Origin of the sequence: Cellulosimicrobium sp. 22598 (genome assembly GCF_052044445.1) — a bacterium.
GTDB classification, from domain to species: domain Bacteria; phylum Actinomycetota; class Actinomycetes; order Actinomycetales; family Cellulomonadaceae; genus Cellulosimicrobium; species Cellulosimicrobium cellulans_G.
The window spans coordinates 118,927-143,805 of sequence record NZ_JBQEMZ010000005.1; the positions used below are offsets into that span (position 1 = coordinate 118,927).

The window sequence follows — 24,879 nt, forward strand, 5'->3', positions numbered from 1 at the left end:
GGGTGCGGGTCGGTCCCGCGGGGTCTGTTCGGCCGAGGTAGAGGCGTGGTCATGACCACGCCTCTACCTCGCGCTACCGGGGCTCTACCTCGGCGGGGTCGGCTCCGCTGGGCGGCGGACGACGGCGACGCCGCGCGGCTCGAGCAGGATCGCGCCTTCGCCCGGAGCGGCCGCCGTGCCCGACGGCGCGAGGCGGCGGCCTGCGAGGACGTCGCCCGCGACGTCGGGCACCTCGACCGGGCGCGCCGTGCGGTTGACGAGGAACCAGAAGTCGTCGGAGCCGTCCGTCCGCACCGCGAGCTCGACGTCGCCGCGGACGGCGGCGGGCAGCTCGCTGCGCACGCCCGCGTCGTCGAGCAGGCGCGCGAGCACGGGGACGAGGCCGAGGCGCCCGAACCGCGTGGAGACGTACGCGGCGGAGCCCGCGCCGTCCCCGGACCGGACCGTCCGCCGCGTCACCGCGGCGCGGCCCGCCTGCTCACCGGTCTTGTACCAGCCCAGCACCTCGACGTCGGGGTCGACGACGTCCACCGGCTCGGTCCACAGGGTGCCCTCGAGCTGCTCGCCCGCGAGCTCGACCGTCGCGCTCTCGCCGTCCAGCAGCGGGGCGAACTCCTCGACGCGCACGCCGAGCAGGTCGCGCAGCGCGCCGGGGTAGCCGCCGAGCCACGCGTGGTCGTCCTGGTCGACGACGCCCGAGAAGTACGTGGTGACGAGGTGGCCCCCGCCCTCGACGAACGCCGTGAGGCGGTCCCGGAGGTCGACGGGGACCACGTGCAGCACGGGTGCCACGACGACGTCGTACGTCGCGAGGTCCGTCGCCGTGGGCACCACGTCCGCCCGCACGCCGAGCGCGAGGAACGCCGAGTACCAGTCGAGCGCCTCCTGCCGGTAGCGCAGCCGGTCGGTGGGGTGGGAGTCGAGCTCGCTCGCCCACCACGAGTCCCAGTCGAAGACGATCGCGGCCCGCGCGGGCTTCTGCTCGCTGCCCGCGACGGGTGCGAGGTCGCGCAGGGTCGCACCGAGCGCGACGACGTCGCGGAACAGACGTGAGCGCTCACCGGCGTGCGGGAGCATGCCCGAGTGGTACTTCTCGGCGCCCGCCGCGGACTGGCGCCACTGGAAGTAGCAGACCGCGTCGGCGCCGTGCGCGACGTGGGTGAGCGAGTCCCGCGCGAGCTCGCCCGGCTTCTTCGCGACGTTGACGGGCTGCCAGTTGACCGCGCTCGTCGAGTGCTCCATGAGGAACCACGGGCGGTGCCGGGCGATGCCGCCCGTGAGGTTCGCGGAGAACGAGAGCTCGTCGAGGGCCTGCGGCCCGGGGAGCACGTAGTGGTCGTTGGAGACGAAGTCCAGCTCGTCCGCCCAGGCGGCGTAGTCCATGCCCTTCGTCTCGCCCATGACCATGAAGTTCGTCGTCACGGGGACGTCGGGCGTGACGCGGCGCAGGATCGCGGCCTCCGCGCGCAGGTACTCCCGCAGCGCGTCCGACGAGAACCGCTTGAAGTCGAGCTGCTGCGTCGGGTTCGGGTGCGACGCGGCCAGGCGGGGCGGCAGGATCTGCTCCCACGCGCTGTAGCGCTGGGACCAGAACGCCGTGCCCCACGCGTCGTTGAGCGCGTCGAGGGTCGTGTAGCGCTCGCGCAGCCACGTGCGGAACGCGGCGGCGGCGTCGTCGGAGAAGTCGTCGACGTTGTGGCAGCCCAGCTCGTTGGAGACGTGCCACGCGACGAGCGCCGGGTGGTCCCCGTACCGCTCGGCCATGCGCTCCACGAGGCGCAGCGCGTGCTCGCGGAAGACCGGCGACGTCGGGCGCCACTGCTGCCGGGCGCCCGGCCACAGGGTCTCGCCCGTGCGGGTCTGGGGCAGGATCTCCGGGTGCTTCGTCGTGAGCCAGGGCGGCGGCGAGGCGGTCGCGGTCGCGAGGTCGACGGTGATCCCGTGCGCGTGGAGCAGGTCCATGACCTCGTCGAGCCACGCGAAGTCCCACGTGTGCTCCGTCGGCTGGATCCGCGCCCACGAGAAGATCGCGAGCGAGACCACCGTGACGCCTGCCTCGCGCATGAGGCGCACGTCCTCCGCCCAGACCTCGCGCGGCCACTGGTCCGGGTTGTAGTCCGCGCCGTAGGACAGGCCCGACGGCGCGTACGCGTCGGACGCTCCGACGGTCGCGCCCGGGGGCGTGTGCGGCCCGGGACGGCGCAGCCAGCGGAACGGGGTGGGGGTGGACATGCAGGCTCCTCAGGTGCTCGCAGAGCGGTCGGTGGCGGGTGGGGCCACCGGCGGGTGGCCGCGTGGTCGTACCGGGGGCACGACCACGCGGCCGTTCGGGGCAGGGCCGCCGGGCGCCCCGGCAGGCGCCCGGCGGGATCAGGTCACTCGTTGACGGTGAAGCCCTGCTCGGTGCCGTACTTCGCCGACGCGTCCTGCCAGGCCTTCAGGCCGTCGGCGAGGGTCGTGCCCGAGACGTACGCCTGGCCCACGGTGTCGTTGAAGATCGAGTTCGCGTAGACCTGGAACGGCAGGTACGACCAGCCCTCGACGACGTCGGCAGCGGACTGCGCGAGGACCTCGTTGATCTTCTGGCCGCCGAAGTACTCGGACTCGTAGCCCTGGAACTCGTCCGACTCCAGCTCGGCCGTCGTGGCCGGGAACGCGCCGCCGTCGACGCGCGCCTGCACGCCGTCACCCGCGTTCGCGTACTCGAGGAAGCCGTAGGCGAGCGCCTGCTGCGAGCTCGCCGCGGTCACGGACAGCGCGGAGCCGCCGTTCTCGGAGCTGGCCGACGCGCCCTCCTCCCACTGCGGGAGCGGGGCCACGCGCCACTTGCCGGCGCCGTCGGGCACGCCGGACTCGAGGTTCGCGGGCATCCACGCGCCGATCGCGAGGGTCGCGATCGTGCCGTTGCCGAGGCCCTGGTACCACTCGTCGCTCCACGAGCTCACCGGCGCGAGCAGGTCCTCGTCGATGAGCGTCTGCCAGGTCTCGGCGAACTGCGTGCTGCCCTCGTCCGCGAGGTCGATGGTCACGTCCGTGCCGTCGACCTGGAACGGCTGGCCGCCGGCCTGCCAGATGAGCGACGTCGTGAAGCCCGCGTCGCCCGTGTCGTTCGTGATGTACACGTTCGGGTCGGCCGCGTGCAGGGCGCGCGCCGCCTCGACGAAGCCGTCCCACGTCGTCGGCACCTCGATGCCGTGCTGCGTGAAGACCTCCTCGTTGTAGAAGAGGGCCATGGGACCGGAGTCCATGGGGAGGCCGAAGATCCCCTCGCCCTGCTGGACGGCGCTCCACGGCCCCGGCGTGAACGTGCCGTCGAGCTCGTCGGCGCCGAGCGCGGAGAGGTCGGCCAGCGCGTCGGAGAGCGCGAACTGGGGGAGCGCGTAGTACTCGACCTGCGCGACGTCGGGCACACCCTTGCCGGCCGCGATCGCGTTCTGGAGCGCGGTGTACTGGTCGTTGCCGGTGCCCGCGTTGACGAGCTCGACGTCGACGTTCGGGTACTTCGCCTCGAAGTCGGTGACGACCTGCTCGAGCGTGGGCTCCCAGGCCCACACCGTGAGGCTGCCGCCCTCCTCGAGAGCCGCGGCGACGTCGTCGGCCGAGGCCGCGTCCCCGCCGGAGTCGTTGCCGCCGCCGGAGCTGCAGGCGGCCAGGGCGAGCGCGACGACGCCGGTGGCGGCGACGGCACGCAGGGTGCGGGTGGTGCGGACGGACATGGGGGTTCCTCTCACTTCGTCGTCAGACGGATCGGGTGGTGCACACGCGCTGCGGGCGGCAGGGCATGGGGTCGGGGTCCGGTCACTCCTTGACGGACCCGGCGGCGAGGCCGGACTGCCAGTAGCGCTGGAGGAGCAGGAAGGCGGCGACGAGCGGGAGGATCGTCAGCAGCGAGCCGGTGATCACGAGGTCGAAGATCGCCTCGCCGCCGGCGGTCGCGGCCTGCGCGTTCCACGCGTTGAGGCCGAGCGTCAGGGGGTACCAGTCGGGGTCCTTGAGCATGATCAGCGGCAGGAAGTAGTTGTTCCAGGTCGCGACCATGGTGAAGAGCAGGACCGTGACGATCCCGGGCGCGAGCAGCGGCAGCGAGACCTGGAAGAACGTGCGGCCCTCGCTCGACCCGTCCATGCGCGCGGCCTCGAGCAGCTCCGTCGGGATCGACTCGGCCGCGAAGACCCACATGAGGTAGAGGCCGAACGGCGAGATGAGCGACGGGATGATGACGGCCCACGGCGTGTTCGTGAGGCCCATCTGGCTGAACATGAGGAACGTCGGCACGGCGAGCGCGGTGCCCGGCACGGCGACCGCGCCGATGACGGTCGCGAACACGCCGCGCTTGCCCGGGAAGTCGAACTTCGCGAGCGCGTACCCGCCCAGCACGGCGAGGAACGTCGCGCCGCCGGCGCCGAGCACCACGTACAGGAGCGTGTTCGCGAACCAGCGGCCGAAGATGCCGTCGTCGTAGGTGAGCGTGCGCGCGATGTTGTCGAACAGCGCGAAGTCGCCGCTGAACCAGAGGCCGAACGAGCTGAACAGGCTCGACTGCGTCTTGGACGCGTTGACGACGAGCCAGAAGAGCGGCACGAGCGCGTAGATCAGGACGATCCCGGCCAGGACGGTCATCAGGACGCTGCGGCGCGGGCGGGCCACGCTGTGGGGCGCCCGCGAACGCAGGCGCACGGGCTTGCGCGTCGTGGTGCGCGGCGTCGTGCGGGCCGCGGCGGGGACCGCCGGGGTCGAGGGGGTCGTGGCGGTCATCGTCAGGCCTCCTTGCGCATGCCGCGCAGCTGGACGACGTAGGCCACGATCATCGTGAGGACGCCCATGATGATGGCGACGGTCGCCGAGTAGTTGTACTGCTGGCCGGAGAACGACAGCGAGTACGCGTACAGGTTCGGGGTGAAGTACGTCGTGATGGCGTTCGGCGCGAGGCTCTGGAGGATGCTCGGCTCGTTGAAGAGCTGGAACGAGCCGATGATCGAGAAGATGGTCGCGATCACGAGCGAGCCGCGGATCGCGGGGATCTTGATGGCCCGCACGACCTGCCACTGCGACGCGCCGTCGAGCTCGGCCGCCTCGTAGAGCGAGGTGGGCACGACGCGCAGCGCCGAGTAGAAGATCAGCATGTTGTAGCCCACGAACTCCCAGGTCACGATGTTGCCGATCGACAGCAGCACCCAGTCGGGGGAGAGCGGGTTGGGGATCGCCGTGCCGAGCGCGTCGTTGATGTTCGCGACGAGCCCGAACCGCGTCCCGTACATGAACCCCCACATGAGCGTCGCGACGACGGCCGGGACGGCGTAGGGGAGGAAGATCGAGATCCGGAAGAAGTTGCGCCCGTACAGGCGCCCCGAGTCGATCGCGAGCGCGACGAGCAGGGCGATGCCGAGCATGATCGGGACCTGGACCACGAGGAACAGGCCGACGCGCGACACGCCCGACCAGAACTGCGGGTCGGAGAAGGCGCGCGCGTAGTTGTCGAACCCGACGAACTGGGTGCCGCCGACCATCTGGGTGCGGAACAGGCTGAGGTAGATCGAGTAGGCGATCGGTGCCAGGAACACCAGCGCGAAGACCGCCATGAACGGGCCCACGAAGCCCCAGCCGGTCCACGAGCGCCGTCGGCGCCGGGCCGGGAGGGACGAAGGTGCGCCGACCGGTGGCCGGTGCCCCGCCACGGGTGGGGACGTCGTCGTCATGCTGGGGTCCTCGTCATCGGGGGACGGCGACGTCGGTCGTCGCCGGTGTTTGCGTAAACATGAGCATGGCACGAGGTTCGGTGTTTACGCAAACATCGCCTACGCTGGTCGGTGACCGGCCACGATGCCGGTCCGGCACGGGTACTGTGCCGACACCACGAGGACGAGGACGAGATGACCGACGGGCTCGACGACGAGACCCCCGCCCTGACGCGCACCGGGGGAGCTGCCGTACGCACGGCGCGGCGCGTCTCGATGGCCGACGTCGCGCGCGTCGCCGGGGTCTCCGCGCAGACCGTCTCCCGCGTCTCCAACGGGCACCCGGGCGTCGTCGAGACGACCCGCTCGCGCGTGCTCGAGGCCATGACCGAGCTCGGCTACCGGCCCAACAGCGCCGCCCGCGCGCTCAAGAGCGGGTCGTTCCGCACCATCGGCGTCATCCTCTTCTCGCTCGCGACCACCGGCAACGTCCGCACGCTCGAGGCCATCGCGACGTCCGCCGCCGCCGAGGGCTACGCCATCACCGTCATCCCCGTCGCCGCGCCCACGCAGGACGGCGTCCACGGGGCGTTCACGCGCCTCGGTGAGCTCGCCGTCGACGCGATCATCCTGCTCATGGAGGTCCACCTCCTCGACGTCGCACGGGTCAGCCTGCCGCCCGGCGTCCAGGTCGTCGTCGCGGACTCCGACGCCGGCGAGAGCTACGCCGTCGTGGACACCGACCAGGCCGACGGCACGCGCCAGGCCGTGCGACACCTGCTCGACCTCGGGCACCGCACCGTGCACCACCTCGCGGGCCCCGCGCTCTCGTTCGCGGCCGAGCGCCGGACCTCCGCCTGGCGCGCCACGCTCGAGGAGGCGGGCCGCGAGGTGCCGACGATCGAGCGGGGCGACTGGTCGCCGTCGTCCGGCTACGAGGCCGGGCTGCGCCTCGCGCAGCGCGACGACGTCACTGCGGTCTTCGTCGCGAACGACCAGATGGCCCTCGGGCTCGTGCGCGCCCTGCACGACACGGGCCGGCGCGTGCCCGAGGACGTGAGCGTCGTCGGGTTCGACGACCTGCCCGAGTCGAGCGAGTTCCTGCCCCCGCTCACCACCGTCCACCAGGACTTCGCCGAGGTCGGCCGTCGGCTCGTCGAGCAGGTGCTCCGGCAGGTCCGCGAGGGAGTCCACGAGGCAGGCACCCGCCTCGTCCCGACCCGCCTCGTCGAGCGCGCCAGCACCGCCCCGCCCCCGAGCTAGAGCCCGTGGTCGTCGGCCTGCTGGGGCCTGCTGGGCTGCGGCGGAGGGTCAGTCCTCGGCGACCCAGGCGCTCGGGTCCTCGACGACGCCGCGCAGGACCTCGCGCGCGCCGCCGGTGAGGGCGGCGTGGTCGCCGACCGGGGCGGGGACCAGGACGACGTCCGTCCACGGGGCGGCGAGGACGCGCGTGCGCAGCTCGGCGTCGGCCGCGCTGCGCAGGTAGGGCAGGAGCGCGGGGTAGATGCCGCCGAGCAGGACGGTGTCGATGTCGACGAGGTTCACGTAGTCGGCGAGCGCGCTGCCGAGCGCGGTCCCGGCCCGCTCGACGGCGGCGAGCGCGCCGGGCTCCGCGGCGTCGAGCGCGGCCACGAGCGCCTCGGTGGGCGCGTCGACGGGCAGCCCCGCCCCGCGCAGGAGCGCGTCCTTGCCCGCGTACTGCTCGAGGCAGCCGGTCGCGCCGCAGCGGCAGCGCGGGCCGCGCGGATCGACGACGACGTGCCCGACCTCGCCGGTCCAGCCGTGGCGTCCGTGGAACAGCCGGCGGTCGACGACGATCGCGGACCCGATGCCGACGTCTCCGGACACGTAGAGGTAGGTCGACGGCGCCGCCTCGGGCGCGGGGTCGGACGCGTCGTCGGCCACGACGCCGTGGCTCGCCTGGGCGAGCGCGGCGAGCTTGGCCTCGTTGCCGATCTCGACGGGGACGTCGGGGCCGAGCCCGAGGAGCGGGCCGGGGTCGAGGTGGGACCAGCCGAGGTTGGGGGCGACCTCGAGCCGCCCCGCGCGCGTGTCGACGAGGCCGGGCAGGGCGAGGCGGGCGCCCGCGACGGTCATGCCGTCGGCGCGGACGCTCGCGAGGAGGTCCTGCGCGATGCGGCCGAGCCGCGCGAGCACGTCGGTGGGGTCGCTGTCGTGGAGGTCGTCGGGTTCGACGTGCTCGGCGACGACGGCGCCCGTGAGGTCGAGCACGCGGCCGCCGAGGTAGTCGACGTTGACCTCCAGGCCGAGCCCGACGATCGAGCGCGGCGCGGGGGCGAGGGGGACCGCGGGCCGGCCGGCGCGCTGCGGGGTCGCGGGCGGGAGCTCGGCGACGATGGCCGCGGCGACGAGGCGGTCCACCAGCGTCGAGACGGTCGCGCGCGTGAGGCCGCTCGACGCCGCGATGTCGGCGCGCGAGCACGGCTCGGCGGACTCGAAGACCGCGCGGGCGACGAGAGCGAGGTTGTGCTCGCGCAGCGTGGCCTGCCGGGCTGCTGGGGGACCCGTGCGGGTCGCGACGCTGCGGTTCACGGTCTTGACCTTACCGACCCGGGCGGATAAGTTCATCCGTACGACATAAATAGGCCGTCGGCGCGAGGACAGCGCCGCGGCCCTCTCGACGAGGAGACCACCGTGGCCGACGAGACCACCCGGCACGACGCAGACATCAACTTCTCCTTCGGTCTGTGGACCGTGGGCTGGACCGCGCAGGACCAGTTCGGCAGCGCCAGCCGTCCCGCGCTCGACCCGGCCGAGTCGGTGCGCCGCCTGGCCGACCTCGGCGCGTGGGGCTTCACGTTCCACGACGACGACGTCGTGCCCTTCGGCGCCGACGACGCCGAGCGCACCAAGCGCCTCGACTCCGTGCGCCAGGCGGCGCAGGAGACGGGCCTGGTCATCGAGATGGTGACGACGAACCTGTTCAGCCACCCCGTGTTCAAGGACGGCGGTCTCACGTCGAACGACCGCGGCGTGCGTCGCTACGCGCTGCGCAAGGTGCTGCGCAACGTCGACCTCACCGCCGAGCTGGGCGCCAAGACGTTCGTGATGTGGGGCGGCCGCGAGGGCACCGAGTACGACGGCGCCAAGGACCTGCACTCCGCGCACGAGCGCTACGCCGAGGGCCTCGACCTCACCGCGGCGTACATCAAGGAGAAGGGCTACGACCTCAAGATCGCGCTCGAGCCCAAGCCGAACGAGCCCCGCGGCGACATCTTCCTGCCGACGATCGGTCACGCGCTCGGCCTCATCGCCAAGCTCGACAACGGCGACATCGTGGGCCTCAACCCGGAGACGGGCCACGAGCAGATGGCCGGCCTCAACTACACGCACGGCCTCGCCCAGGCGCTGTGGGCGGGCAAGCTCTTCCACATCGACCTCAACGGCCAGCGCTCGATCAAGTTCGACCAGGACCTCGTGTTCGGCCACGGCGACCTGCTCTCGGCCTTCTTCACGGTCGACCTGCTCGAGAACGGCTTCCCGAACGGCGGCCCCACGTACACGGGCCCGCGCCACTTCGACTACAAGCCGTCGCGCACCGAGAGCGAGGTCGGCGTGTGGGACTCCGCGCGCGCCAACATGGAGACCTACCGCCTGCTCGCGCGCAAGGCCGCGGCCTACCGTGCCGACTCCCGCGTCCAGGAGGCGTTCGCGCACTCCGGCGTGTTCGAGCTGGGCCAGCCGACCCTCGCCGAGGGCGAGTCCGTGGCCGACCTGCTCGCGGACCGCAGCGCGTACGAGGAGTTCGACGTCGACGCCGCGGCGAACCGCGACTTCGGCTTCGTGCGCCTCAACCAGCTCGCGCTCGAGCACCTGATCGGCTGAGGTGACGACCGACGCCAGGACGTCCGACGCCGGCGGCGAGCGCACGCTCGTCGCCGGCGTCGACACGTCCACGCAGTCCTGCAAGGTCGTCGTGCGCGACGCCGCGACGGGCGCCCTCGTGCGCACCGGCTCGGCCAAGCACCCCGACGGCACCGAGGTGCACCCCGACGCGTGGTGGGCCGCGTTCCGCGAGGCCGCGTCCGCGGCGGGCGGGCTCGACGACGTCGCGGCGCTCGCCGTCGGCGGCCAGCAGCACGGGCTCGTCGCGCTCGACGCGGAGGGGAACGTCGTCCGCGACGCGCTCCTGTGGAACGACACGCGCTCGGCCCCGGCCGCGCGCGACCTGATCCGCGAGCTCGGCGAGGCCCGCCTCGCCGAGGGCGTCCCCGACGCCCACGACCGGGTCGAGTCCGCGACCGAGGCGGGCGCCCAGGCGTGGGCCGACGCGATCGGGTCGGTGCCGGTCGCGTCGCTCACGGTGACGAAGCTGCGCTGGCTGCGCGACGCGGAGCCGGAGAACGCGGCGCGCGTCGCCGCCGTCGCGCTGCCGCACGACTGGCTCACGTGGCGCATCGCGGGGTACGGCCCGGTGGGCGACGAGTCCGCGCCGCTCGGCCCGGACCTCGACGCGCTCGCCACCGACGCGTCCGACGCGTCCGGGACGGGGTACTACGACGCGACCCGCGACGATGGGGACGACGGCCGGGGCGCGTACCGCCTCGACCTGCTGGAGCTCGCGTTCGGCCGGACCGACGTCGTGCTCCCGCGCGTGGTCGCTCCGTCCGCCGTGGCGGGCGTCGCGCACGCGTCGGTCGCAGGGAGCGCGGTCGAGGGCGGCACGCTGCTCGGCCCCGGCGCGGGCGACAACGCCGGTGCCGCGCTCGGCCTCGGCATGGTCGCGGGCGACGTCGCGGTGTCGATCGGGACGTCGGGCGTCGTGTCCGCCGTGACCGACGACCGCACGGCGGACGGCTCCGGCCTCGTCAACGGGTTCTCCGACGCGACGGGCCGGTACCTGCTGCTCGCGGTGACGCTCAACGCGAGCCGGGTGCTCGACGCGGCGCGCGCCGTCCTCGGCGTCGACCACGCGGGGCTGTCGCGGCTCGCGCTCCAGGCGCCTCCCGGCGCGGACGGGCTCGTGCTCGTGCCGTACCTGGAGGGCGAGCGCATGCCCAACCGCCCCGACGCGTCGGGCACGCTGCACGGGATCCGGCTCGGCACGTCGACGCCGGAGCACCTCGCGCGCGCGTACGTCGAGGGCATGCTGTGCGGCCTCGCGGACGGGCTCGACGCGCTGCGGGCGCTCGGCGTGCGGGTCGAGCGCGTGCAGCTCATCGGCGGCGGCGCGCAGTCCGAGGCGGTCCGGCGCATCGCGCCGCAGGTCCTGGGCCTGCCCGTCACGGTCCCCGAGCCGGGCGAGTACGTGGCCGACGGCGCCGCGCGCCAGGCGGCGTGGGTCCTCGCCGCGCACGAGACGGGCGGCTCAGGGGCGGACGTCGCCCCGCCCACGTGGGCCGCGTCGTCGGCCACGGTGGTCGAGGCCGACCCGGTCCCGGCGATCCGCGACCAGTACGCGGCGGTCCGCGACCTCGTCTGACACGACCTCGTGACAGCAGGGAAGGGCCCGGCCCCCGTGAGGGGGTCGGGCCCTTCGTGCGCCCACGACGGTGGGCGGGAGCGGTCAGAGCACGCGGACGACGGGGCCCGTCACTCCGGCCTTGCGGCCCACCGCGGCGGCGCCGGTCACGCCCCAGGCCGGGCCCTCGATCGTCACCGACGCGACGCTCGTCGTGGAGACCGAGCGGTTGAGGTTCATCCCGTAGGCGGAGCCGTAGACCTCGAGCAGGACCCAGTCGCACGTGCCCGCGCTGACGGTGAAGACGTTCCCGGTCCGGGTCACGTCGAACGAGCACACGCCGCCGTCGTAGGGGGCCGCGCTCGCCGAGGGCGCGATCGCGACGGCGGCCGCAGCGAGGGCGGAGACGGCCAGGGTGCGCAGTCGGATGGTTCGCATGGAGCTCCTTTGCTCAGGTGTGGTGGCCGGGATCGGCTCGGCCACAGTTCACCGTGGCGCCGCCCTGCCAGCAACTCGTGGACTACGTAACTTTGACCTCCACCAGGTACGTGCTTTCCCTTACGTGCCGCCGGCGAAGCCCGTCTGCCGCCACGCCTCGTAGACGGCGATCGACGCCGCGTTGGTGAGGTTGAGCGAGCGGCGCCCGGGCAGCATGGGGATCTTCAGCTGGTCCGTGATCCGCTCGTGGGCGAGCACCGCGGCGGGCAGGCCCGTCGGCTCGGGGCCGAACAGCAGGACGTCGTCCGGCCGGTAGGTGACGTCCGTGAACGACGTCGTCGCGCGCGTCGTGAACGCGAAGACCCGGCCGCGGAGGGTCGCGAGCGCGGCGTCCAGGTCCGCGTGCACCTCGACGGCCGCGAGGTCGTGGTAGTCGAGGCCCGCGCGGCGCAGCCTGGGCTCGTCCAGGTCGAACCCGAGCGGCTCGACGAGGTGCAGCCGCGCCCCGGTCACCGCGGCGAGGCGGATCGCGTTGCCCGTGTTGCCGGGGATGCGCGGCTCGTGGAACACCACGTGGGGCAGGGTCGACGCCGGTCGGGCGGCCGGGTCGGCGACGTGCGGCCGCCAGTCGGTGCGGGGGTCGGGGGTCTCGTTCACGCACCGATTCTCGCAGCGTCGCGCGTCACGCCCCGAGCGCGGCGGCCTTGCGGCGCAGCAGGTCCTGCTCGCGCGCGTTCGGGCACAGCCGCACCGCGAGCTCGTACTCCGCGCGCGCCTCCTCGACGCGGCCGAGGCGGCCGAGCAGCTCGGCGCGCACGCTCGGCAGGAGGTGGAACCCGGGCAGACGGTCGGTCGCGACGAGTTCGTCGACGATCCGCAGCGCCGGCGCCGGGCCGTGCGCCATCGCGACGGCCACGGCCCGGTTGAGCTCCACGACGGGCGACGGCGCGAGCCGTCCCAGCGCCTCGTAGAGGAGGACGACGCGGTCCCAGTCCGTCTCCTCGACCGACGCGGCGACCGCGTGGCACTCGGCGATCGCGGCCTGGAGGCCGTAGGCGCCGCGCCCGTGACCGGGCGACCCGACCGCGTCGGCGCGGGCCAGCGCCGCGCGACCGCGCCGGATCGCGGACCGGTCCCAGCGCCGTCGGTCCTGGTCCGCGAGCAGCACGGGGTCGCCGTCGGGCGTGGTGCGGGCGGGGAACCGCGCGGCGGTGAGCTCGAGGAGCGCGACGAGCGAGTGGGCCTCGTGCTCGTCCGGGACCAGTCCGGCGAGGACGCGCGCGAGCCGGAGCGCCTCGTGCGCGAGGTCGGGGCGCAGCCAGTCCTCGCCGGTCGTGGCCGTGGACCCCTCCGTGAAGATCACGTACGGCACGTGGAGCACGGAGCCCAGGCGCTCGCGCCGCTCGTCGGCCGGCGGCACGCCGAACGGCACGCCGGCCGCGGCGAGGGTCTTCTTGGCGCGTGTGATGCGGGCCTGGACCGTCGCCGTGGGCACGAGGAACGCGCGCGCGACCTCGTCGCTCGAGAGGCCCCCGACCACGCGCAGGGTGAGCGCGACGCGCGCCTCCGGCGAGAGCACCGGGTGGCACGCGACGAACATCAGGGCGAGCACGTCGTCGTCGACCTGGTCCGGGTCCCACAGCAGGTCGGTGCCCGCGCCGTCCGCGGGGCCCGACGGCGGGCCGCCGGTGACGACGGCGCCCTCGCCCAGTCCGTGGGCGAGCGCCGCGTAGCGCTCGTCGAGGGCGGCACGGCGGCGGAACGCGTCGATCGCGCGGCGCCTGCCGACCGTGAGGAGCCAGCCCGAGGGGTGTCGCGGCACGCCGTCGCGGGGCCAGGCGACGAGCGCCTCGGCGAGCGCCTCCTGCGCGAGGTCCTCGGCGAGCGCGAAGTCGCCGGTGTACCGCGCGAGCGCCCCCACGATCCGTGCGGACTCGATGCGCCACACGGCCTCGACCGCGCGCCGGCCCGGGTCGGCCTGCTGGCTCTGGCCGACCCCCGGACCGGCTCCCGCGCCGGGTGCGCTCACAGCTGGCCGGTCGCCTCGCGCCACGCCCGCTCCTTGCGGATCCACTCGTTGTCCTGCGGGAACTCGTCGATCGTCGTGACGCGGCGGACCTCAACCTTGGCCCCGGGGCCGGAGTACGGGAGCCGCTTGGCCCACTCGACGGCCTCCTCCTTCGACGCGACGTCGAGGACGTAGTAGCCGCCGAACAGCTCCTTGGTCTCCCCGTACGGGCCGTCGGTCACGACGGGCACGTCGGACGAGAGGTCGACGACCACGCCCTGCGCGGCGTCGTCCAGGCCCTCGGCCGCGAGCAGGACGCCCGCCCGGATCAGCTCGTCGTTGAACCGCCCGACGGTCTCGAGCATCTCGTCGAACGAGACGTCCTCGAACGCCGCCTGGCTCTCGTCGCTGCCGCGCATGATGAGCATGTACTTCATCGTCGTCTCCTGGTGTCGGCGGGCCGGACCTCCCGACCCTCTCATCCTCAGGTCGAACGGGATCCCGCGAGATCGACACGCGCGCCCGCGACGTCGTGCAGCGTGTCGAGGACGGCCCGGGCCGGGGGCGTGCCGCCAACGGCGTCGCGCAGCACGGCGTGGATCGAGCGCACGGGAGCCGGCCGGACGACGGGGACGGCGACGAGCCCGGGCGGCAGGTGCGCGGCGCCGAGCGCGGGCAGGACCGTGACGCCGACCCCGGCCCCGACGAACGCGATCGCCGTGGGGTAGTCGTGCGCCTCGACGTGGAACGGCGGGCTGAACCCGGCGGCCGTGCACGCCTCGACGAGGTTGCGGCGGCACCAGCCGCGCGCGAAGTCGTTGTCGACCCAGCGCTCGCCGCGCAGCTCGACGAGCTCGACCTCGTCGCGGTGCACCAGGTGGTGGTCGTCGCGCAGCACGACGACGTACGGGTCGTCGAGCAGGTGGTACGCGCGGAAGCCGCCGCCGGGGTCGAACCCGCGCGGCGCGACCACGAGCTGGACGTCGGCCCGCGAGTCGGGGTCGTCCGGGATGGTCTCGCTCAGCTCCAGGTCGAGGCGGACGCCGGGGAAGTCGGTCGTGTGCCGGCGCACGACGTGCGGCAGCCACGCGGCGCCCACGGAGGCGAAGTAGGCGAGGGAGAGCGAGCCGGTCCGTCCCGCGCGCAGGTCCGCGACGACAGCCTCTGCCTCGCCGAGGCGCGCGAGCACGCCGTCGGCCTGGGCGGCGAGCGCGATCCCCGACGCGGTGGGCCGCACGCCGCGACCCGCGCGTTCGAGGAGCGTCAGGCCCGTCTCGCGCTGCAGCGCGGCGACGTGCTGGCTCACGGCGGACGGCGTGTACCCGAGCGCGGTCGCGGCGGCCTGGACCGAACCGCTCGCGACGACGGAGCGGAAGATGCGCAGGCGGTGGACGTCGAGCATCCCTCCACGCTACAGCGAGACTGAATCGAGCGGAAGGAACGCGTGCTGGTGCTGAACGGTGGGGGCGCGCGACCATCGAGGACGTGACCGCACCCGAGACCGCAGCCCCGTCCGTCGTCTCCGCCGCGCCGGCCGGCGGCCCGCCCGCGGCAGCCCCCGCCGCCGCGTCCGGACGCCGCGGCGCCGCCCTCGTCGTCGCGGCCGTCGCCGTCACCGTGGTCCTGTGGGCCTCGGCGTTCATCGGCGTGCGCGCCGCCGGGCACGACTACGACCCCGGCGCGCTCGCGCTCGGCCGCCAGCTCGCGGGGAGCGTCGGGCTGACCGTGATCGTCGCCGTGCGGTGGATGCGCAGCGGGCACCGGCCCGTGCTCCCGCGGGGCAGGGTGCTCGTGGGCGTCCTCGCGTGGGGCGTGGGGTGGTTCAGCCTCTACAACCTCGCGCTCAACGCCGCCGAGCGTCACCTCGACGCGGGCACGACGGCGCTGCTCGTCAACGTCGCGCCCGTCCTCGTCGCGGTCCTCGCCGGCGTCCTGCTCGGCGAGGGCTTCCCGCGCCGCCTGCTCGTGGGCATGGCCGCGGCGTTCGCCGGGGTCGCGGTCATCGCGGCGGCGACGTCGTCGGGTGAGCGCGACGTGCTGGGCGTCGTCCTCGGGCTCACGGCCGCCGTCCTCTACGCCGCGGGTGCGACGTCGCAGAAGCGGCTCCTCGCGCGCGTGGACGCGCTGACCATGACGTGGGTCGGGTGTCTCGCGGGCACCGCCGCCCTCCTGCCGTTCGCCCCGGCGCTCGCAGCCGACGCCGCCACCGCGCCGTCGTCGTCGACGTGGGCGGTCGTGCTGCTCGGGCTCGGCCCGACCGCCGTCGCGTTCACGACCTGGGGCTACGCGCTCTCGCGGCTCGGCGCGGGCCGCGCCGCGGCGACGACGTACCTCGTCCCGCCGCTCGTCGTCGTGCTGTCCTGGCTCGTGCTCGCCGAGGTCCCCGCGGTCGTCACCCTCGCCGGTGGCGCGCTGTGCCTCGCCGGGGTCGCGGTCGCGACGCTGCCCGGCCGTCCCCGCAGACCGGGCTCCGGTCGCGCGGGGCTGACCCGGGGCTCCATTCCCGCGGGACCCGCGGCGTAGGGTGGACGCATGATCACGCAGAGCTGGTGGTGGCTGCCCCCGCAGCCGTGACCAGTCCTGCCCCCGTCCCGAGCTGCGCGCCGCAGCCGGGACGTCGTCACGCCCGGGCCCACCCGACCGGGACGCGGCGCGCGGCTCCCCGCCGAAGGAGAGCCACCATGACCACGACCCTCGCCCCCGCCGGGGCGACCCGCCCCGCGGACGGAGCCACGCCGTCGTCGACCGCGTCCGTCGCCGCCGCGCGCGAGCGGTCCGCGCAGATCGAGGCCCGCCTCGCGACCGACCCGTCCGGGTACCGCGTCCTCACCGGCGACCGTCCGACCGGCGTGCTGCACCTCGGCCACTACCTCGGCACGCTCGCCAACCGCGTGCGGCTCCAGGACGACGGCGTGGAGGTCGTGCTCGTCGTCGCCGACTACCAGGTCATCACGGACCGCGACGACGCCGGCGACCTGCCCGCGACCGTGCGGGAGGTCGTGCTCGACTACCTCGCCGCAGGGATCGACCCCGCGCGCACGACGATCTTCGCGCACTCCGCGGTCCCGGCCCTCAACCAGCTCCTGCTGCCGTTCCTCAGTCTCGTCACGACGGCCGAGATCGAGCGCAACCCGACCGTGAAGGCCGAGGCCGTCGCCGCCGCGGCCCGGCAGGGGCGGCCCATGAGCGGCCTGCTGTTCACCTACCCCGTGCACCAGGCCGCCGACATCCTGTTCTGCCACGGCAACCTCGTGCCCGGCGGGCAGGACCAGCTCCCGCACGTCGAGCTCACGCGGACGATCGCGCGCCGCTTCAACCAGCGCTACGCCGCCGCGCAGCCGTACTTCCCCGAGCCCGACGTGCTGCTCGCGCCCGCCCCCACCGTGCTCGGCACGGACGGGCGCAAGATGAGCAAGTCCGCCGGGAACGCGCTCGAGCTGCGCGACGACGAGGACGCCACCGCGCGCTTCGTCCGCCGCCACCGCACGGACTCCGAGCGACACGTCACGTACGAGCCCGAGCGCCGCCCGGAGGTCGCGAACCTCCTCACGCTCGGCGCGTTCGCGGCCGGGACGACGCCGGAGGCGCTCGCGGACGAGGTCGGCGCGGCGGGCGCGGGGCGGCTCAAGCAGGTGGTGACCGACGCGCTCGTCGAGCACCTGCGCCCCCTGCGGGCCCGACGCCGGGCCCTGGCCGCAGGCGACGGCCCCGACCCCCTCGGCGTGCTCCGCGAGGGCAACGCCCGCGCGAACGCGATCGCCGACCGCACCCTCGCCGACGTCCGCGACCTCATGGGCACGGCGTACTGACGGCGACCCGTGCCGTGCCGGACGATGCGCTCCGGTTCGAGTGCTGCACGGGGGAGTGCAGCGCTCGAACCGGGGCGCATCGGTCGTGCCGACGATCTCGTCCCGGTGTTAGGCCTCCAGGCCGGCCCGGTCCACCCTGCGGTGGAAGCGCATGCCCGCGAGGCCGCCGAGGACGGCGCCGACGAGGCTCACCACGGCGGCCGCGACGAGGGCGATGACACCACCGGTCGTGAGGTCGCTCGTGCTCACCGGGATCTGGGGGAACGTGTTGAGCTGCGACAGCACGTTGTACCGACTTCCTGCCACGAGTCCCAGGAGGGCGAGCACGATCGCGACGACCACGGCCCACAGCCACACGGCGAGGCCCTGCTTCGCGCCGTCGAAGCGCGCCATGCGACCCGCGACGTAGCCGCCGCAGTAGTAGGCGACGAACAGCACGACGACCAGCACGATGCCGCCGACGATGCCGATCGTCTCGGCGTTCTCGCTCGCCTGGTCGACGACCTCCTGGGCATCGGTGGTACCGGAGAGGCCGAAGGCCGCGCCGGCGGCGGCGGCCAGGGCCGTGAGCAGGACGGCGGTCCCGGTGGCGGTGAGCCACCCGAAGAAGGCCGAGCCGATCTTGATGCCGCCGTACTCCTCCCTCTCGCGCGCCACGACGGCGTCACGGTCGCGGGCGAGGGGCTCGTCCGTGCTGCGAGGGCCCGTGCCGCCACGATCTGTGCCGCGAGGATCTGTGTCGCGAGGATCTGTGCCGTGAGGTTCGGCGCCGCGGGGGCCGTGGCCCGGGCGGTCGTCCTGGGGCGGGGTCGCCCCGTAGCTCGTGCTCATGACCGGCGCTCCTCTCGAGGGTTCCTGCCGGGCGACGACTCGGCGCCGGCGCCCTCGCCCGGGGGCTGCGGAGGCTGCGGCAGCTCGTCGACGGGCACCGTCTCGGCGACGTACTCCGTGACGACGTAGCGGCGCAGCCGGTACGTGCCCTCCGGGCCGGCTCCAGGGTCGCTCCGCCGGCCTCCGGAGCCGAGCGGCGCGTCGTCCCCGGGTGGGCCGGCGGCGTGCCTGCCGACCCCGGCCTCGGCGCTCTCACCCACCCGGTCGTGCTCGGACGTGCCGGCCTCCCGCGCGGAGGGCGCGTCGTCCGGAGCGGACGCTCGGCCGTAGTAGCGGTAGAGCTCCGTCTCCTCCTCGTGCGAGAGGTGTTCTTCGGAGTCGTCGACCCGGGGAGCGTCCTTGACGGTGTCCTTGGTGTACGGGACGCGGACCTCGTCGCCCTGCACGTCCGCGTCCGCGAGGGGGACGAAGGACTCGGCGGTGCCGAACAGGCCGGTCTTCACCGTCACCCACGCGGGCTCGCCGGTGCGGTCGTCGAGGAACACCTGGCCGACCGTGCCGACCTTCTCACCGGCCTGCGAGACGACGGTGCCGCCGGAGAGCAGCCTCTCGATCTGGTCCGTGCTGATCATGGTGGGTCCTTCGGTCGGTGCTGCACCGAGGCCCGTCTGCTGGAGCCGACATCTCCATCGTGCGAGCGTGCACGGGCGCACGCACGCGGGCGGCGACCGCCCTGCGCCCCGTCCCCGGTGGTGGGGGACGCGACGCCGGGCGGCCCGCGCGTCAGGCTCCGAGCCGGTCCCGCAGCCGGGCGAGCTGCGCCCACAGCTCGTCGGGCACGCGGTTGCCGAACGTGTCGAAGAACTCGGCGGTCAGCTCGGCCTCGGCGAGCCACTGCTCGGGCGAGACGTCGAACAGGGCGTCGAGGTCGCCGTCGTCCATGTGGAGGCCGCCGAGCTCGAGCGCGCCCGGCGCGGGCAGCAGGCCGACGGGGCTCTTCACGGCGCCGGAGTCGGTGCGCACGCCGCGCGACCGGTCGACCTGCGCCGCGATCCACGCGAGGACGCGCGAGTTCTCGCCGAACCCGGGCCAGAGGAAGCGGCCGTCGGCGTCCTTGCGGAACCAGTTGACCTGGAAGATCTTCGGCCGCTTGTCAGGGTCGAGCGAGGCACCGACGCGGAGCCAGTGCGCCCAGTGGTCGGCCATGTTGTAGCCGCAGAAGGGCAGCATGGCGAACGGGTCGCGGCGCAGCGCGCCGACGGTGCCCTCGGCGGCGGCCGTCTGCTCGGAGGAGATGGTCGCGCCCATGAACACGCCGTGCTCCCACCCGTACGCCTGCGCGACGAGCGGCACGTTGGTCGCGCGGCGCCCGCCGAACACGATCGCGTCGATCGGGACGCCCTCGGGGTCCTCCCACGAGTCGGCGATCGTCGGGCACTGCGCGGCGGAGACGGTGAACCGCGAGTTCGGGTGCGCGGCGGGGCGGCCGGCGTCGGGCGTCCAGTCCTGGCCGGTCCAGTCGATCAGGTGCGCGGGCGGCTCGGGGGTCAGGCCCTCCCACCAGACGTCGCCGTCGTCGGTGAGCGCGACGTTCGTGAAGATCGTGTCGCGCGCGAACGTCTCGACCGCGGCCGGGTTGGTCTCGACGCCGGTGCCGGGCGCGACGCCGAAGAAGCCGGCCTCGGGGTTGATCGCGCGCAGGCGGCCGTCGGGGCCGGGGCGCAGCCACGCGATGTCGTCGCCGATGGTCTCGACGGTCCAGCCGGGGATCGTCGGTCGCAGCATCGCGAGGTTGGTCTTGCCGCACGCGGACGGGAAGGCCGCGGCGAGGTGGTAGGCCCGGCCCTCGGGCGACGTCGCGCGGATGAGCAGCATGTGCTCGGCGAGCCAGCCCTCGTCGCGCGCCATCGCGGACGCGATGCGCAGCGCGAAGCACTTCTTGCCGAGGAGCGCGTTGCCGCCGTACCCCGAGCCGTAGGACCAGATCTCGCGCGTCTCGGGGAACTGGACGATGTACTTGGTGTCGTTGCACGGCCACGGCACGTCGTCCGTGACGGCGCCGGTGTCGTCGACGAGCGGGGCGCCGACCGAGTGGACCGCCGGGACGAACGGGGTGCCGGCGTCGATGAGGTCCATGACCTCCTGGCCGACGCGCGTCATGATCCCCATGCTCACCACGACGTACGGCGAGTCGGTGACCTCGATGCCGACCTGCGAGATCGGCCCGCCGACCGGACCCATCGAGAACGGGACGACGTACATCGTGCGGCCGCGCATCGATCCCTCGAACACGCCGCGCAGCTCGGCGCGCATGGCCTCCGGCTCGCGCCAGTTGTTCGTCGGTCCGGCGTCGACCTCGGCGCGCGAGCAGATGAACGTCCGGGACTCGACGCGCGCGACGTCGCTCGGGTCGGAGCGCGCGAGGTAGCTGCCCGGGCGCAGCTCGGGGTCGAGGGGGAGCAGCGTCCCGGCGTCGACGAGGAGGTCGATGAGCCGTCGCTTCTCCGCTGCGGAGCCGTCGCACCACACGATCGCGTCGGGCTCGGTGAGGTTCGCGATCTCGCGCACCCACGCGCGGGCGTCGCGGGGGCGCGGGTCGCCACTGCCGAACGCGGAGACCGAGCCGGACGTGGCACGCAGCCCGACGAGGTCGGTCTCGACGTCGTCGAGCAGGGCGGCGGACCGCGTGCGGCGCGGGTGGACGGTGCGGGCGGCTGTGCTCATCGGGGGCGCTCCCAAGGGTCGGCGGTGGCCTCGTGCTCCTTCCACCTTCGGGCCCCAGCGGTCAGGATTTCTAACCAGGACGCGGTGAAGAATCGCTGATCTTGACATATCGTCAAGTCATGGCCACCTCACCGCCCACGGATCCGCCGAACAGCCGCTCCGGCGGTCGCGCCCGCGAGGAGGCGGCGCCCGGGCCGCAGGCGGACCTCCTCACGCTCGGCCGCCGCCTGCGCCACGTCCGCACGACCCGTGGCCTCACGCTCGACGCGCTCGGCGCCGCGGTCGGCACCGCCCCGAGCCTGCTGTCGATGATCGAGAACGGGCGCCGCGAGCCGCGGCTGTCGCTCCTGCAGCACCTCGCCCAGGCGCTCGACGTCTCGGTGACGGACCTGCTCACCGACGAGCCGCCGTCGCGCCGGGCCGCTCTGGAGATCGCGCTCGACCGCGCGCAGCGCGGTCCGCTGTTCGCCGGGCTGGGCCTGCCGGCCGTGAAGGCGAGCCAGAAGCTCCCGCTGCCCGTCCTGGAGCACCTCGTCGGGCTGCACGCCGAGCTCCAGCGCCGCGCGACGGAGGCCGTCGCGACCCCCGAGGAGGCGCGCCGCGCGAACACGGAGCTGCGCCTCGAGCGCCAGGCGCGTGACAACTACTACCCGGAGATCGAGGAGCTCGCCGAGGACATGGCGCGCAAGGCCGGGTACACGGTCGGCGCGCTGACGCACCGCACGGTCGCGCGCATGGCGGAGCAGCTCGGCTTCACCATCTGGCACGTCGACGACCTGCCGCACTCGACGCGCACGGTCACGGACCTGGAGAACGGGCGCATCTACCTGCCCCCCGCGTCCATCCCCGGCGGCCACGGCCTGCGCTCGCTCGCCCTCCAGGCGATCGCGCACCGCGTGCTCGGGCACGAGCGGCCGCGCTCGTACGCGGAGTTCCTGCGCCAGCGCGTCGAGATCACGTACTTCGCGGCGTGCTGCCTCATCCCGCAGAGCGCGGCGGTCGACTTCCTGGAGCGGCGCAAGCGCGAGAAGGACCTCGCGGTCGAGGACCTGCGCGACGCGTTCGGCGTGACGCACGAGGCCGCGGCGCAGCGCTTCACCAACCTCGCGACGGTGCACCTCGGCATCCCGCTGCACTTCCTGCGTGTGGGCGACGACGGCGCGCTGTTCCGCGGCTACGAGAACGACGGGCTCCCCCTGCCGGCCGACGTGACCGGCGCGATCGAGGGCCAGATGGTCTGCCGCAGGTGGGCCGTCCGGGAGGCGTTCGCGCGCCGCGACCGCGCGCAGGAGTCGTACCAGTACACCGACACGCCCGCCGGGACGTTCTGGTGCTCCACGCAGACCGGCACGACGACGACCGGCCAGTTCTCGATCGCCGTCGGGGTCCCGTTCGCGTCGGCCAAGTGGTTCCGCGGCCGGGACACGACCGTGCGGCGCCAGTCGTCGTGCCCCGACGAGTCGTGCTGCCGCCGCCCCGCCGCCGACGCGGCGAGGCGCTGGGAGGACGCGTCGTGGCCGAGCGCCCGCATGCACCAGCACGTGCTCTCTGCGCTCCCGTCCGGCGCGTTCCCGGGCGTCGACGCGACAGAGGTCTACGCGTTCCTGGCGAAGCACGCCCCGTCGTGACCGTCAGGTGGGGTCACGTGGGGAGGGGGCCGCCTCGGGCGGCGAGGCGGTCGCGCAGGCGGGCGAGGACGTCGCCCGTGCGCAGGCCGTCGTGCTCGAACTCGTTGGTCACCCACGTGCGGACGTTGCCCACGCGGGCCGCGGTGTCGAGCGAGAGGCCCGCGTCGACGAACATGTCGTCGTGGTAGACCGCCGCCTCGACGGGCACCTCGTTGCGGGCGAGCACGTCGAGGTCGTACAGGTCTGGCCAGTCCTCGCGCGCGGCGAGCGCCTCCGCCGCGGCGCGGAAGGGACGCAGCGCCGCGACCTCGTCGAACATCCAGGGGTAGATCATCTCGCCCGTGAGCAGCAGCGGCCGGGCCGCCGGGTCGAACGCGGGGTCCTCGGCACGCACCGCCTCGGCTGCCCAGGCCGTGGGTCCGGTGCCGGACTGCGCGTAGATCGACTCGTGCAGGACGGCGTAGAGCGGGTTGGTGCGGAACGACGTCGCCGCGGCGACCTCCGCGAGGAAGGTGTCGGTGAGCTCGTCGGGCGCGTCGGCGTCGAACGCCTCGTCGACGACCCAGTGGATGCGCTCCGGGCCGGGCTTCATCCCGAGGTCCATGCCGAGCGACTGGAGCCGGCGGACGGTGAGCACGTCGCCGTCGGGCACGCGCACGTCGCCCACGGCCAGGCGGTCCGCGGCGCGCGCGAGCCGGGCCGCGTCGTCGGGGTACCGCTCCCGGTAGGCGGCGTTCTTCGCGACGACGCGCGGCTGGGTGCGGCGGTAGACCTCGCGCGCGTCCGCCGTCAGGCCCGGCAGGCCGCCCGTCACGTAGCACGCGTCGAGGGCCTCGGGCGCCCGGGACAGGTAGGTCATGGTGAGGAAGCCGCCGTACGACTGCCCGAGCGACGACCAGCGCCCGCCGCCGTAGACCGTGCGTCGCACGTGCTCCGCGTCCGCGACGATCGCGTCGGCGCGGAAGTGCGACAGGTAGTCGGCCTGGGCGGCGCCCGTCCCGCGGGCCGCGAGCGCCGCGCCCCGCACGGCCGACGAGCGCCCGGTGCCCCGCTGGTCGAGCAGCACCACCCGGTGCGTCTCGAGCGCCGTGCCGACCCAGCCGTCGGGGCTGGTGGGGCGCGGCCCCTTGCCGCCCGGGCCGCCCTGGAGGAAGACGAGCAGCGGCAGGTCGTCGCGACGGCGCACGGGGTCGACGAGCTCGCGCACGAACAGCGTCAGGCGGCGCGGGTCGCCGTCGTCGCCCCAGACGAGCGGCACCGCGAGCTCGCGGTCGGTGACGTGGATGCCGGGGACGGTGTAGCTGGTCTCGCGCAGGACGCTCACGCGCCCCACCCTAGCCAGCGTCGTCGCGCACGGTGACGACGACCTTGCCGAGGGCGCGCCCCTCACCGTGCAGCGTGAGCGCGGCGGGCACGTCCGCGAGGGGGAACGTACGGTCGACGGGGATCTCGACGACGCCGGCGGCGCACAGGTCGGCGAGCGGGGCGAAGTGGCGCGGCCCCTGGCGCACGAAGAGCACGCCGAGCCGGGCACCGGTCAGCGCTCCCAGGACGGGCCCGACGGTGAGCATGCGGAGCAGCGTCCGCAGCGTGCCTCCGACCATCAGGCACCGACCTCCGCGGGCGAGCGCGCGCCGGTAGGCGAACACGGACCGGTGCGCGACGAGGTCGACGACGAGGTCGTACGGTCCGGTCCGCGTGAAGTCGGTCTGGCGGTAGTCGATCACCTCGTGCGCACCCAGCCGCCGGAGGAAGTCGAGCTTGCCCGCGTTGTCCACCGCGGTGACGCGCAGGCCTCGCGCGACGGCGAGCTGGACCATGAGGCTCCCGGAACCGCCGCCCGCGCCGTTGACGAGCACGCGAGCCTCCGGAGCCGCTGGCTCGAGGGCCTGGAGCGCGATGACGCCCGCCTGCGGGATCGTGGACGCCTGGACGAAGGTGAGCCCCGGCGGCTTGTGCGCCACCGCCTTCTCCGGCATCGTCACGAGCTCCGCGAACCCGCCGCGGCGCGGGAGGTTGTCGCCGTAGACCTCGTCGCCCGGGCGGAAGCGCGTGACGCCGTCCCCGACCGCGACGACGCGGCCGGCGACGTCGGAGCCGAGGACCCGGGTGCGTGGCGCGCGGAGCCCGTCGAGGCGCGCGTAGCCCGGGCTGCCCCGCAGGGCCTCCCAGTCCGACAGGTTCACGGACGTCGCGACGACCTCGACGAGGACCTCGCCCTTCGCCGGCACTGGCTCCGGCACGTCACGGAGGTGCAGCTCGTCGACGTCGCCGTACCGCTCGTAGACCCACGCGCGCACCCGACCACCGTAGGGACTCCCGCGGGCGGGAGCCACCGCGGCGC

Annotated in this window: 21 protein-coding genes; 6 read left to right on the forward strand and 15 right to left on the reverse strand. The window is 74.2% G+C overall.

Annotated features, from left to right (window positions below; all coding sequences use genetic code 11):
- Positions 1 to 84 precede the first annotated feature (84 nt).
- The 4 genes from ACTJIY_RS07305 to ACTJIY_RS07320 all read right to left on the reverse strand — a co-directional run bounded on the left by ACTJIY_RS07305 (position 85) and on the right by ACTJIY_RS07320 (position 5,696).
- Positions 85 to 2,232 carry a beta-galactosidase gene (locus ACTJIY_RS07305; protein WP_440674011.1) on the reverse strand — a complete coding sequence of 716 codons (2,148 nt, stop codon included), beginning with the start codon at positions 2,230 to 2,232 and terminating at the stop codon, positions 85 to 87.
- Positions 2,233 to 2,375: 143 nt separating this feature from the next.
- A complete protein-coding gene (locus ACTJIY_RS07310; protein WP_253054989.1) occupies positions 2,376 to 3,716 on the reverse strand; it encodes an ABC transporter substrate-binding protein in 1,341 nt (446 codons plus the stop codon).
- Between the two features lie 82 nt (positions 3,717 to 3,798).
- Positions 3,799 to 4,755: a carbohydrate ABC transporter permease gene (locus tag ACTJIY_RS07315; RefSeq protein ID WP_440674012.1), complete on the reverse strand. Its 957-nt coding sequence runs from the start codon at positions 4,753 to 4,755 to the stop codon at positions 3,799 to 3,801.
- A gap of 2 nt (positions 4,756 to 4,757) precedes the next feature.
- Positions 4,758 to 5,696, reverse strand: a complete 939-nt coding sequence (locus ACTJIY_RS07320) for a carbohydrate ABC transporter permease (protein WP_253054990.1) — start codon at positions 5,694 to 5,696, stop codon at positions 4,758 to 4,760.
- Positions 5,697 to 5,870: 174 nt separating this feature from the next.
- Between ACTJIY_RS07320 and ACTJIY_RS07325 the strand changes: the two genes are divergently transcribed.
- Positions 5,871 to 6,938, forward strand: a complete 1,068-nt coding sequence (locus ACTJIY_RS07325) for a LacI family DNA-binding transcriptional regulator (RefSeq protein ID WP_440674013.1) — start codon at positions 5,871 to 5,873, stop codon at positions 6,936 to 6,938.
- A gap of 48 nt (positions 6,939 to 6,986) precedes the next feature.
- Here the strand turns inward: ACTJIY_RS07325 and ACTJIY_RS07330 are convergent, their stop codons facing one another.
- Positions 6,987 to 8,228: an ROK family protein gene (locus ACTJIY_RS07330; RefSeq protein WP_440674014.1), complete on the reverse strand. Its 1,242-nt coding sequence runs from the start codon at positions 8,226 to 8,228 to the stop codon at positions 6,987 to 6,989.
- A 102-nt stretch (positions 8,229 to 8,330) separates the two neighbouring features.
- On the opposite strand from ACTJIY_RS07330, the gene xylA reads away from it, so the two are divergent.
- Positions 8,331 to 9,521 (forward strand): xylose isomerase, encoded by a 1,191-nt coding sequence (gene xylA / locus ACTJIY_RS07335; RefSeq protein ID WP_440674015.1) that lies wholly within the window; start codon positions 8,331 to 8,333, stop codon positions 9,519 to 9,521.
- Between the two features lies 1 nt (position 9,522).
- Entirely contained in the window at positions 9,523 to 11,118 is a 1,596-nt protein-coding gene (locus tag ACTJIY_RS07340; RefSeq protein WP_439158649.1) for a xylulokinase, read from the forward strand.
- A gap of 84 nt (positions 11,119 to 11,202) precedes the next feature.
- Here the strand turns inward: ACTJIY_RS07340 and ACTJIY_RS07345 are convergent, their stop codons facing one another.
- The 5 genes from ACTJIY_RS07345 to ACTJIY_RS07365 form a co-directional block, all read right to left on the reverse strand.
- Positions 11,203 to 11,535, reverse strand: a complete 333-nt coding sequence (locus ACTJIY_RS07345; protein WP_440674016.1) for a hypothetical protein — start codon at positions 11,533 to 11,535, stop codon at positions 11,203 to 11,205.
- A gap of 120 nt (positions 11,536 to 11,655) precedes the next feature.
- A complete protein-coding gene (locus ACTJIY_RS07350) occupies positions 11,656 to 12,117 on the reverse strand; it encodes a tRNA (cytidine(34)-2'-O)-methyltransferase (RefSeq protein WP_440674034.1) in 462 nt (153 codons plus the stop codon).
- Positions 12,118 to 12,217: 100 nt separating this feature from the next.
- The gene (locus ACTJIY_RS07355) at positions 12,218 to 13,564 is read right to left on the reverse strand and encodes an RNA polymerase sigma factor (RefSeq protein ID WP_440674017.1); all 1,347 of its coding nucleotides are present in this window, start codon (positions 13,562 to 13,564) and stop codon (positions 12,218 to 12,220) included.
- The gene (locus ACTJIY_RS07360; RefSeq protein ID WP_253054997.1) at positions 13,561 to 13,980 is read right to left on the reverse strand and encodes a YciI family protein; all 420 of its coding nucleotides are present in this window, start codon (positions 13,978 to 13,980) and stop codon (positions 13,561 to 13,563) included. The genes ACTJIY_RS07355 and ACTJIY_RS07360 overlap by 4 nt, the downstream gene beginning before the upstream one ends.
- Before the next feature lie 47 nt (positions 13,981 to 14,027).
- Positions 14,028 to 14,945, reverse strand: coding sequence for a LysR family transcriptional regulator (locus tag ACTJIY_RS07365; RefSeq protein ID WP_440674018.1), 918 nt, complete (start codon positions 14,943 to 14,945; stop codon positions 14,028 to 14,030).
- A gap of 83 nt (positions 14,946 to 15,028) precedes the next feature.
- Between ACTJIY_RS07365 and ACTJIY_RS07370 the strand changes: the two genes are divergently transcribed.
- Positions 15,029 to 16,066 carry a DMT family transporter gene (locus ACTJIY_RS07370; RefSeq protein ID WP_440674019.1) on the forward strand — a complete coding sequence of 346 codons (1,038 nt, stop codon included), beginning with the start codon at positions 15,029 to 15,031 and terminating at the stop codon, positions 16,064 to 16,066.
- A gap of 158 nt (positions 16,067 to 16,224) precedes the next feature.
- Positions 16,225 to 17,352 (forward strand): tryptophan--tRNA ligase, encoded by a 1,128-nt coding sequence (gene trpS, locus ACTJIY_RS07375; protein ID WP_440674020.1) that lies wholly within the window; start codon positions 16,225 to 16,227, stop codon positions 17,350 to 17,352.
- Positions 17,353 to 17,460: 108 nt separating this feature from the next.
- On the opposite strand, the gene ACTJIY_RS07380 is transcribed toward trpS, so the two are convergent.
- The 3 genes from ACTJIY_RS07380 to ACTJIY_RS07390 form a co-directional block, all read right to left on the reverse strand.
- Positions 17,461 to 18,009, reverse strand: coding sequence for a hypothetical protein (locus ACTJIY_RS07380; protein ID WP_308202346.1), 549 nt, complete (start codon positions 18,007 to 18,009; stop codon positions 17,461 to 17,463).
- 170 nt (positions 18,010 to 18,179) lie between these two features.
- Positions 18,180 to 18,815, reverse strand: coding sequence for a PRC-barrel domain-containing protein (locus tag ACTJIY_RS07385; protein WP_440674021.1), 636 nt, complete (start codon positions 18,813 to 18,815; stop codon positions 18,180 to 18,182).
- A 151-nt stretch (positions 18,816 to 18,966) separates the two neighbouring features.
- Complete coding sequence (locus ACTJIY_RS07390) at positions 18,967 to 20,907, reverse strand: phosphoenolpyruvate carboxykinase (GTP) (RefSeq protein ID WP_253055002.1); 1,941 nt, start codon at positions 20,905 to 20,907, stop codon at positions 18,967 to 18,969.
- A 119-nt stretch (positions 20,908 to 21,026) separates the two neighbouring features.
- Between ACTJIY_RS07390 and ACTJIY_RS07395 the strand changes: the two genes are divergently transcribed.
- The gene (locus ACTJIY_RS07395) at positions 21,027 to 22,535 is read left to right on the forward strand and encodes a helix-turn-helix domain-containing protein (RefSeq protein ID WP_440674022.1); all 1,509 of its coding nucleotides are present in this window, start codon (positions 21,027 to 21,029) and stop codon (positions 22,533 to 22,535) included.
- Positions 22,536 to 22,548: 13 nt separating this feature from the next.
- Here ACTJIY_RS07395 and ACTJIY_RS07400 read toward each other — a convergent pair whose 3' ends face one another.
- Both ACTJIY_RS07400 and ACTJIY_RS07405 read right to left on the reverse strand, forming a co-directional pair.
- Positions 22,549 to 23,850, reverse strand: a complete 1,302-nt coding sequence (locus ACTJIY_RS07400; RefSeq protein ID WP_440674035.1) for an alpha/beta fold hydrolase — start codon at positions 23,848 to 23,850, stop codon at positions 22,549 to 22,551.
- 19 nt (positions 23,851 to 23,869) lie between these two features.
- Positions 23,870 to 24,835, reverse strand: a complete 966-nt coding sequence (locus ACTJIY_RS07405) for an NAD(P)-dependent alcohol dehydrogenase (RefSeq protein WP_440674023.1) — start codon at positions 24,833 to 24,835, stop codon at positions 23,870 to 23,872.
- Positions 24,836 to 24,879 lie beyond the last annotated feature (44 nt).

What these genes read in the sequence shown, in the direction of transcription:
- trpS (WP_440674020.1), top strand. Translation starts at nt 16,225, where the DNA reads ATGACCACGACCCTCGCCCCCGCCGGGGCGACCCGCCCCGCGGACGGA.
- ACTJIY_RS07390 (WP_253055002.1), bottom strand. Translation starts at nt 20,907, where the DNA reads ATGAGCACAGCCGCCCGCACCGTCCACCCGCGCCGCACGCGGTCCGCC.
- ACTJIY_RS07385 (WP_440674021.1), bottom strand. Translation starts at nt 18,815, where the DNA reads ATGATCAGCACGGACCAGATCGAGAGGCTGCTCTCCGGCGGCACCGTC.
- ACTJIY_RS07310 (WP_253054989.1), bottom strand. Translation starts at nt 3,716, where the DNA reads ATGTCCGTCCGCACCACCCGCACCCTGCGTGCCGTCGCCGCCACCGGC.
- ACTJIY_RS07365 (WP_440674018.1), bottom strand. Translation starts at nt 14,945, where the DNA reads ATGCTCGACGTCCACCGCCTGCGCATCTTCCGCTCCGTCGTCGCGAGC.
- ACTJIY_RS07320 (WP_253054990.1), bottom strand. Translation starts at nt 5,696, where the DNA reads ATGACGACGACGTCCCCACCCGTGGCGGGGCACCGGCCACCGGTCGGC.
- ACTJIY_RS07315 (WP_440674012.1), bottom strand. Translation starts at nt 4,755, where the DNA reads ATGACCGCCACGACCCCCTCGACCCCGGCGGTCCCCGCCGCGGCCCGC.
- ACTJIY_RS07360 (WP_253054997.1), bottom strand. Translation starts at nt 13,980, where the DNA reads ATGAAGTACATGCTCATCATGCGCGGCAGCGACGAGAGCCAGGCGGCG.
- ACTJIY_RS07345 (WP_440674016.1), bottom strand. Translation starts at nt 11,535, where the DNA reads ATGCGAACCATCCGACTGCGCACCCTGGCCGTCTCCGCCCTCGCTGCG.
- ACTJIY_RS07325 (WP_440674013.1), top strand. Translation starts at nt 5,871, where the DNA reads ATGACCGACGGGCTCGACGACGAGACCCCCGCCCTGACGCGCACCGGG.
- ACTJIY_RS07395 (WP_440674022.1), top strand. Translation starts at nt 21,027, where the DNA reads ATGGCCACCTCACCGCCCACGGATCCGCCGAACAGCCGCTCCGGCGGT.
- ACTJIY_RS07305 (WP_440674011.1), bottom strand. Translation starts at nt 2,232, where the DNA reads ATGTCCACCCCCACCCCGTTCCGCTGGCTGCGCCGTCCCGGGCCGCAC.